Source organism: Nocardia sp. 2TAF39, from assembly GCF_052114905.1.
Lineage (GTDB): Bacteria > Actinomycetota > Actinomycetes > Mycobacteriales > Mycobacteriaceae > Nocardia.
Map to the genome: position 1 here is coordinate 1 of NZ_JBFRFQ010000092.1, position 8,618 is coordinate 8,618.

Sequence of the window (8,618 nt, forward strand, 5' to 3'; positions counted from 1 at the left end):
GCCTGAGCGAACGACCACCCCTGCGGAATCGGCGCAAGCAAGCGATGATCGACCACCGCAGCCGAACCAACACCCGACATGAACCCGAAAACCCGGTCACCGACCACGAACTCGGTCACATCGGCAGCGACCTCGAGCACGACTCCGGCGCCTTCACCGCCGATCCGCGCATCCGGGTCGGGGTAGGTGCCGAGCGTGACCAGCACGTCTCGGAAATTCAGACCGACCGCCCGCATACTCACCCGAACCTGCCCCGCCACCAGCGGTCCCTCGGCACTCGGATCGTCGCCCACGCCGAAGTTGTCTCCGGTCAATGTGCCCTTGCCGAGCAGAGTGAGAGACCACGCCGAGCTGTTGGAGCCCGTGAACCCGGGCAGGCCCGCAGCACTGCTGGTCAGCCGCGGCGCATGCGCCGTGCCACGCCGCAGAGCCAGTTGCGGCTCGCCTTCGAACACCGACGCCCGTGCGACACCATCGCGGTAGTCGGCCCAGTCGTCGACATCGACCAGGAGAATCCGCTCCGGATGCTCGCTCTGCGCAGTCCGCAGCAGACCCCACGCCGCCGCCGCCGGCATGTCGACGGGCTCGCCGGGATGCACTGCCACCGCCTGCCGGGTCACCACGACGATCAACCCGTCCCCGGTCAGCAGCCGCTGCACACGCGCCGTCAACGCGGTCAACGAATCCCGCACCACCGCGGGAAGACCGCGATCATCTGCCACATCGGCGGTGCGACCGAAAGGCACGGCGTCGAGCCGCAACACGGTCGCGGACCCGCCGGCGATCGTGACGGTTTCCCCGTCCTCGGCCGAGCTCCAGGATTCGGCCGCAACCAGCCCGCTCGCAGGCGTGGGTAGCGCGACCCAGCCCACGTCGTAGCCGACGTCGTCGGTCCGGGATTGTGCCGAGCCGAGCGCATCGGCCGACAGAGGCCGCAGCGTCAGCGCACCCACCTCGGCCACGGCGACACCGGAGGTGTCGGCGAGTGTGACCGCGATCCGTTCCCCGCCCGGTGCGGAGCCGGTCACCGTTGCGCGGACCCGCAGTGCGGTCGCCCCTGTCGCATACAGTGTCACGTTTTCCCACGAGTACGGGACGGCTATCGCACCGGCCGGGGTGGCCGGAAGCAGCCCACCGAGCAGGATCGCGTGCAGCGCGGCATCCAACAACGCCGGGTGCACACCGAATTCGGTGACCCCCGATCGGGCGGATTCCGGTAGCGCGACCTCCGCGAACACCTCGCCGTCGGCCTGCCATAGGGCGGTCAGTCCCTGGAATGCCGGTCCGTAGTCGTAGCTCTGCTCGGCCAGATCCGGGTAGGCGTCGTCGATCGCCGTCGGCGTGGCATCATCCGGCGGCCAGGTCATCAGATCGGCTGCGGCCGAGGACGCTTCCGACCGAGCGGTGACCGTCGCGACGGCGTGACGGACCCACTGTTCGGGATCGTCACCGCGTGAACGCGAGTACATCGACACCGTCCGGGCGCCGGTGTCGTCCGGTGCGCTCGCCACCACGCGCAGCTCGACCGCGTCGGTGGACGGCACCGACAGGGGCCCCTCGATCACCAGCTCCGCCAGTTGCGGGCACTTCACCATCGTTCCCACATGCAGCGCCAGTTCCACGAGGGCGGCGCCGGGCAGCAAGGTCACTCCGGCGACGGTGTGGTCGGCCAGCCAGGGATGGCCGGACTGCGACAACCTGCCGGTGAACACCACATCTCCGGAATCCGGCAGTCGTACCATCGCGCCCAGCAGCGGATGTTCCGCGTCGTCCATGCCCGACTGCCACACGTCCGGCGCGCCGACCGGCTGCAACCAATACCGTTGGTGCCGGAACGCGTACGTGGGTAGCGACACCCGATTCACGGAACGACCCGCGAACAGCGGCGTCCAGTCCATGCTCACTCCCGCCGTATGGACTCGAGCCAGCGCGGACACGAACTGGATCGGCTCGTCCGTCGCACGACGGGCGGTCGCGACCACCACCGAGCGGGCCTCGACATCCGGGTTCTCGGCGAGGCACTGGCGGGTCATCGCGGCCAGCACAGCATCCGGTCCGATCTCCACGAACCGGCGAACCCCCGCGGCGACCAGGGTGCTGATCCCCGGTGCGAACCGTACACACCCGCGCACCTGCTCAATCCAGTACTCCGGATCGGTCATCTCGTCACCGACCACGAGACCGGAGACATTCGACACGATCGGGACGGTCGGCTGGTGATAGGTCAGTCCGTGCGCCACGCTGCGGAACTCGTCGAGCATCGGCTCCATCAACACCGAATGGAACGCATGACTGACCCGCAACCGGGAGGTCTTCACGCCCTCCACAGCAAGTTTCTCCTCGATCTTGCTGATCGCGAACACATCCCCGGACAACACCACCGACGACGGACCGTTCACCGCCGCCAACGACACCTGTCCCTCGAACTCGGCAAGCACCGTAGCCGCTCGATCCTCGGATACCCCCACCGCCAGCATCGCCCCGCCGGTAGGGAGCGCGCCCATCAACCGTCCGCGCGCCGCCACCAGGGCGCACGCATCCGCCAACGACCACACACCTGCCACGTGTGCGGCGGCCAGCTCCCCGATCGAATGTCCGATCAGCATGTCCGGTACCACGCCGAACGACTCCAGCAGCCGGAACAACGCCACCTCGAACCCGAACAACGCGGGCTGCGTGTATTCCGTGAGATTCACAAGCTCCGCGTTACTCGGATCGAACACCAGGTCCTTCAGCGACCAGTCGAGCATCGGATCGACCTGGGCGCACACCTCGTCGAACGCCGCCGCGAACACGTCGAAGGCCGCGTACAACGCCGCACCCATCCCCGCCTGTTGCGCACCCTGCCCGGTGAACAGAAACGCGGTCTTGCCCGAACCCACGGCCGCCTCGATCGTGCCCGGCGACCCCGCCGCCAGCTCGGCCAGCCGGGCCAGCAGCTCGTCGCGGTCACGCCCGACGACCGTACCGCGCCAATCCAATTGGGCCCGGGATGTCACCAGGGAATGCGCGATATCCCACACGTCCGCATCGGGCTCGTCAAGCACCCACTGCCGCAGTCGATCCGCCTGTGCCCGCAGACCCGCCTCGGAGCTTGCCGACAGTACCCATGGAACGGCAGCGAGGTTGGCCGGCTGGTCCACAGGCGGCGACGTCGGAACCCGACGGGCGGGTGCTTCCTCCAGGATCGCGTGGGCGTTGGTGCCGCTGACGGCGAACGACGACACCCCGGCGCGACGGACCCGCGCGCCGGCCGGCCACGGCCGGGCCTCGGTCAACAGCTCGACAGTGCCCGCCGACCAGTCCACATGCGGGCTCGGCGCATCCACATGCAGTGTCTTCGGCAGAATTTCATGCCGCATCGCCTGAACCATCTTGATCACACCACCCACACCGGCCGCAGCGACGGTGTGGCCGATGTTGGATTTGATCGACCCGACCCGCAGCGGTTCGGCACGGTTGCTCCCGTACGCGTTGATCAGCGCCTGTGCCTCGATCGGGTCACCCAACGTCGTCCCGGTTCCGTGCGCCTCGACCGCATCGATGTCCGACGGCTCCAGTCCGGCACTGGCCAGCGCCGCCGCGATCACCCGCTCCTGCGACGGACCGTTCGGCGCAGTCAACCCATTGCTCGCACCGTCCTGATTCACCGCCGTCCCACGCACCAGTGCCAGAATGTTGTGTCCCAGGCGCCGGGCGTCGGAGAGGCGCTCGAGCACCAGCACGCCGACGCCCTCGGAGAAAGCGACCCCGTCGGCCGCGGCAGAGAACGATTTGCAGCGTCCGTCCGGTGCGAGACCGCGCTGCCGCGCGAAATCGACCGAGAGATACGGGCTGGCCGCCACCGTCACTCCACTCGCCAGCGCCAACGAGGTCTCCCCCTGCCGCAGCGCTTGGCAGGCCTGATGCAGCGCGACCAGAGACGACGAGCACGCGGTATCCGTGGTGACGGCAGGCCCTTCCAAGCCGAAGACATAAGCCACCCGGCCCGAGATCACAGCGTGCGTGGTGCCGGTGAGCCGGTAGCCCTCCAGATCCCCGGTCACCCGATCGAAGTAACCCGAATAGCACGCTCCGGCGTATACCCCGGTGTCGCTGCCACGCAACGAGACCGGATCGATCCCGGCATCCTCCAGAGCCTCCCAGGACGCTTCCAGCAACAGCCGTTGCTGCGGGTCCATCGCGGACGCCTCCCGCGGACCGATACCGAAGAAACCGGCATCGAAATCGCCTGCGTCGTCGAGGAATCCGGCACGACGCGCATAAACGGTGCCGGGCTTGTCCGGATTATCGTCGAACAGCCGCTCCAGATCCCAACCGCGATCCGACGGGAACTCGCCAGTCGCGTCAACACCTGTGGCAAGCAGATCCCACAGCTCATCCGGGGACGCCACACCACCGGGGAACCGGCAACTCATCCCCACGATGGCGATCGGCTCGTCCGCCCGAACCCGGCGCACCACCTTCTTGACAGGTTCACCCACCGTCTGCGGCTCGACTTTGGACTGCACCAGCTTCGCCACCGCCGCCGCGGTCGGATAGTCGAACACCAGAGTCGACGGCAACTGCACACCCGTAGCCTTGGCCAGCCTGTTACGGAATTCCACACCACCGAGCGAATCGAAGCCGATCTCGTCGAAACGCTGATCGGGACGGATGTCGGCGATCGCGTCATGGCCCAGCACCGCCGCCGCCTGCGCCAACACCACGTCCAACACCACCTCGGCGCGCCGTGTCTCCGGCACCTGCGCCAGCCGGGCGGCCAGCGACCCCGCGGCCGCGGATTCCGCCGCCGGCTGCGCCGCGCGTGCCGGACGCCGCACGTATCCGCGCAGCACCGCGGGAACGGCGGGATCGAACTCGCGCTGCAGCGCGCTTGCATCGAACCGGATCGGCGCCAGGCACGCGTCGCCACGAGCGACCGCATCGTCGAAAAGACGCACACCTTCGGCATTCTCGAGCTGCCCCAGCCCCAGCCGACCCAACCGCGCCATCGCGGTACTCCCCAGGCCGGTTGTCATACCACTGCCCTGGTTCCACGGCCCCCACGCCAGCGACGTCGCAGGTAGACCCGCTGCCCGGCGCCGCTGCGCCAACGCATCCAGGAAGCTGTTGGCCGCAGCATAGTTGCCCTGCCCGGACGTTCCGAACACCGCCGCGATCGAGGAGAACAGCACGAACGCCGACAGCTCGCGGTCGCGGGTCAATTCATCCAGATACCACGCCGCGTCGACCTTCGGCGCCCACACCCGATCGACCTGTTCGTCGGTCACGGCTTCGACGGTGCCGTCGGCGAGAACCCCCGCGGTATGCACGACTGCGGTCAATCCACCGTTGGAATCGATGGCGTCCACCAGAGTTCGCAGCGCATCACGGTCGGCGACATCGCACGCGACAGCCTTGGCATCGGCGCCGGCCTGCACCAGCTCGGCGACCAACTCGGCGGCGCCGGGCGCCTCGGGCCCTCGCCGCGACGCCAGCACCAACCTGTGCACGCCGTGTGCAGCGACGAGGTGACGGGCGAACAACGCACCGAGTCCACCGGTACCGCCGGTGATCAGCACTGTCCCGTCCCCGAACGAGGGCGGTGTGGCAGTGGCGTCCGACGCGGAGTCGCGCATCAGACGAGGAACCAGAATCTCCGTTCCGCGCACCGCGGCCTGCGGCTCACCCGACCGCAGCACGTCCGCGATCCGGTCGCCATCCAGCCACCGGACCGGATCCTCGTCCACCAGGACGAACCGGTCCGGATGCTCGGACTGTGCGCTACGGACCAGGCCCCACACCGCAGCGGCCGCCACATCGGGAACTTCGCCGGGCAGCCCAGCGCCACCCGTCGTGACCACGACCAGCCGTACGTCGGACAAACGGTCTTCGGCAAGCCAGGATTTCAGCGTCGACAGCGTGCCCTGCACCGTCGCGCGAGCCGCTATCGGATTGCCGCTACCGCCGTCGGGGAGCACAGGTGCCCGCCACACGACCACATCGGGAACCCGCGCGGCCGCAACGACATCGGCCACAGACTCATAGCCCGTGTCGATCCCCGTTATGGATGTGCCCGCGAGCGCCGCCATGGCCGATGCGGACTTCCCGGCCGATGCCGCGGCGGCCGGCTCCCACTGCACGTGGTACAGATCTGCCTCGTCACCGGCCAGGGTGCGCCGGAATTCCTTGGTGTCGTAGGGCCGCATCACGACCGCGTCGACGGACACGACCGGATTGCCGTCCGGATCGACCGTCGCGACGGACACGGTCTCGGCTCCGGTCGCGATCCCGATGACCCGAAGCGAGGTCACCTCGTCAGGTGTCGGCTGGTGGAATCGCGCACCGCCCCACCGGAACAGCAATCGGCCGGCATCCGGATTCTCGTCCATATCGCGCCACGCCGTCCGAGCGAGGACGGTATGCATCACCAGGTCCAGCAGCGCCGGATGCAGATTGTGCCGTGCAAACTCCGGCGCCGCGTCGGTATCCAGCACGATCTCCGAGAAGACGGCGTCGTCGCGCTGCCACGCGGCACGCACACCGATGAACGCCGGACCGTACTCGAGACCGGAACCCCGCGCGATCTGCTCCGGAACCCAACTGCTGTCGATGGTTTCGGCATCGGCCGGCGGCCACGGCTCATCCTGTAGCCGCGACAACAACGCCGAGTCACCCTGCCACTCGGCGGCGAGCGCACCGGTGGCGTTGTGAGTCCATTCGTCCTCGGCCGACTTGCGGAAGTAGAACTCGAACTGGCGTCGCCCGGTCTCGTCCGCCGCTTGGACCAACACCTGCAGCTCGACCTCGTCCTTGTCGGTCGGCAGGATCGGTGCCTGCAGTGTGAGCTCTTCCACCGCACTGCAGCCGATCCGGCCGCCCGCGACGAGGAGGAACTCGATCAGTGTCGCGCTCGGCACGACCACCACGCCGTAGGTCATATGATCGGCGATCCACGGGTGGGTGCGCAACGAGAGCCGGCCGGTGAACAGCCATTCGTCGGTCCCCGCCAACCCGACCACACCGGTCAGGATCGGGTGGTCCGTCGCGGCGGGCGATGCCTCGCCGCCGCTGGGCGGCAACCAGAACCGCCGGCGCTGGAACGCATACGTCGGCAACGGAACCCGGCGCACATCACGGCCGGCGAACAATGGACGCCAATCCACTGGCACGCCTGCGACATGGGCCTGCGCGAGGGACGTGACAAACTGCGTTACCTCGTCGACCGACCGGCGGGCAACCGCCGTCACCGACGAAACCGATTCGACCTCGGGGTTTTCGGCCAGACACCCGCGGGTCATCGCCGCGAGCACCGCATCCGGACCTACTTCGACGAAATGCCGCACGCCCGCCGCGACTAGAGCATTCACTCCGGGCGCGAACCGGACACAGCCGCGCACCTGCCGCACCCAATATTCCGGGTCGCACACTGCGTCCCCGGCCGGCTCGCCGGACACGTTCGACACAATCGGCAGCCTCGGCTGCTCGTACACGATGCCGGCAGCCACGGAACGGAATTCGGCCAGCATCGGATCCATCCGCGCGGAATGGAAAGCATGGCTGACCCGCAGACGATTCGTCTTGACGCCATCACCGGATAGTCGGCGTTCGATCTCATCGATGGCATCGGCATCCCCGGACAACACCGTCGAGGACCGACCGTTCACCGCCGCGATCGACACCCGGTCACCGAATTCGGCGGCGATATCGGCCGCTCGCTTTTCGCCGATCGCCACGGCAAGCATCGCGCCGCCCTCCGGCAACGCACCCATCAACCGGCCCCGCGCCGCTACCAACGCACACGCATCCGGCAGCGACCACACCCCCGCGACATGGGCCGCGGCCAACTCCCCGATCGAATGCCCGATGACTACATCCGGAGCCATACCGAACGACTCCACCAACCGGAACAACGCCACCTCGAACGCGAACAACGCCGGCTGTGTCCACTCCGTCCGACCCAACACCCCTTCCGGATCGGTGAACATCACCTCCTTCAACGACGGCGCGGAGCTCCTCGAGGGGTGGTGGTCGGGCGACGGGTGGGCACCGTCGCGCAGCCGGTCGAACTCCGCACACACCGCGTCCAACGCCGCGGCGAACACCGGGAACGCCGCATACAGCTGCGCCCCCATCCCCACCCGCTGCGCACCCTGACCGGTGAACAGAAACGCCGTTTTACCAGATTCTGCGTTCCTCTCGATCGTGCCGGGCGAACCCGCCGCCACCGCGGCCAGGCCAGCCAGCAGCTCGCCACGATCACGTCCCACGACGGCTCCGCGCCAGTCCAACAGGGCCCGCGATGTCGCGACGGAATGCGCGACATCCCACACGTCCGCGTCGAGATCACCGATCAACCGCTGCCGCAGTCGATCCGCCTGGGCCCGCAGGGCTGCCTCGGACTTGGCCGATATCAACAGGGGAACGACATCCGAGGCAATGGGTTTCACAGCCGCCGCCTGTTCGGACTCGCCCTCGGACTCCGTAGTGGCCGGGTCGGCGGGCGCCTCTTCGAGAACGACATGCGCATTGGTGCCGCTCACCCCGAACGACGACACGCCCGCCCGACGCACCCGCTCACCCGCGGGCCACGGCTCGGCTTCGGTGAGCAACCGCACCGAATTCGCCGACCAATC

At 68.3% G+C, this 8,618-nt stretch carries 1 protein-coding gene; it reads right to left on the reverse strand.

Annotated features, from left to right (window positions below):
* A partial coding sequence (locus AB4Z47_RS30155; RefSeq protein ID WP_441956026.1) for an SDR family NAD(P)-dependent oxidoreductase occupies positions 1-8,618 on the reverse strand: 8,618 nt, incomplete at both ends.